At 72.7% G+C, this 1,004-nt stretch carries 2 protein-coding genes; both read left to right on the top strand.

Features of this window, described 5'->3' with window-relative positions:
• The coding region (locus tag ABQ292_RS26530) for a Gfo/Idh/MocA family oxidoreductase (protein WP_369210692.1) at positions 1-187 on the top strand (187 nt) is incomplete at its 5' end.
• Positions 184-1,004, top strand: an 821-nt coding sequence (locus tag ABQ292_RS26525; protein ID WP_369210691.1) for a sugar phosphate isomerase/epimerase family protein, incomplete at its 3' end; no start/stop codon positions are given. The genes ABQ292_RS26530 and ABQ292_RS26525, both read left to right, overlap by 4 nt.

The raw sequence follows: 1,004 nt of genomic DNA, 5'->3' as shown, positions 1-1,004 counted from the left end.
GGACTTCCGGCAGCGGTTCGGCCGCGCCTACGACATCGAGCTGCAGCGGTGGGTGGACGCCGCCCGCCGCGGTGGGATCGACGGCCCGGGCGCGTGGGACGGCTACGCCGCCCAGGCGGTGTGCGCGGCCGGGGTCGAGGCACTGCGCACCGGGCAGCGCACCGAGATCCGGCTGGAGACCCGGTGAGGATCGCGCTGGACCCGCAGATGCTGCGCACCGTCCCGCTGCTGGAGCTGCCCGACGTGGTGGCCGGCCTGGGCTACGAGTGGATCGAGCTGTCCCCCCGCGAGGACTTCGTGCCCTTCTTCAAGCACCCGCGGGTGGACACCGCCACCGTGCGGGCCCTCCGGTCCAGGCTGGCCGACGCCGGCGTCGGCGTCACCTCGCTGCTGCCGGTGATGCGCTGGTCGGGCCCCGGCGAGGTGGAGCGGCAGGCCGCCGTCCGCTACTGGAAACGGGCGATCGAGATCTGCGTCGAGCTCGGCGTGGACACGCTGAACTCGGAGTTCAACGGCCGGCCCGAGGCGCCGGAGCTCGCCGAGGCGATGTTCTGGCGGTCGATGGAGGAGCTGCTGCCGATCCTCGAGCGCGAGGGCGTCAAGCTCGCCCTCGAGCCGCACCCCGACGACTTCATCGAGCTCGGCTCCCCGGCGCTCGACATGGTGCGCGGCATCGACTCGCCGTGCGTCTCCTTCCTGTACTGCCTGCCGCACACGTTCCACCAGGGCGACGACGCGCCGGGGATCATCGCCTCCGCCGGCGACCTGCTCACCCACGTGCACGTCGCCGACTCGATGGACCACCGCGCCTCCGACGGGCTGCGCTACATCACCAACCCGCCGGGCAACACCGTCCGCGTGCACCAGCACATGGAGATCGGCCGCGGGGACGTGGACTTCGACGAGGCCTTCGCCGCGCTGGCCGGGATCGGCTTCGACGGCGTCCTCACCACCTGCGTCTTCGGCTGGGACGACCAGGCCCGCGAGTCCGGCACCCGGATGCT

The organism is Geodermatophilus maliterrae (assembly GCF_041018925.1).
GTDB classification, from domain to species: Bacteria; Actinomycetota; Actinomycetes; order Mycobacteriales; family Geodermatophilaceae; genus Geodermatophilus; species Geodermatophilus maliterrae.
The sequence above is the reverse complement of the archived record's forward strand: the minus strand, read 5'-3'. Positions and strand labels throughout refer to the sequence as shown.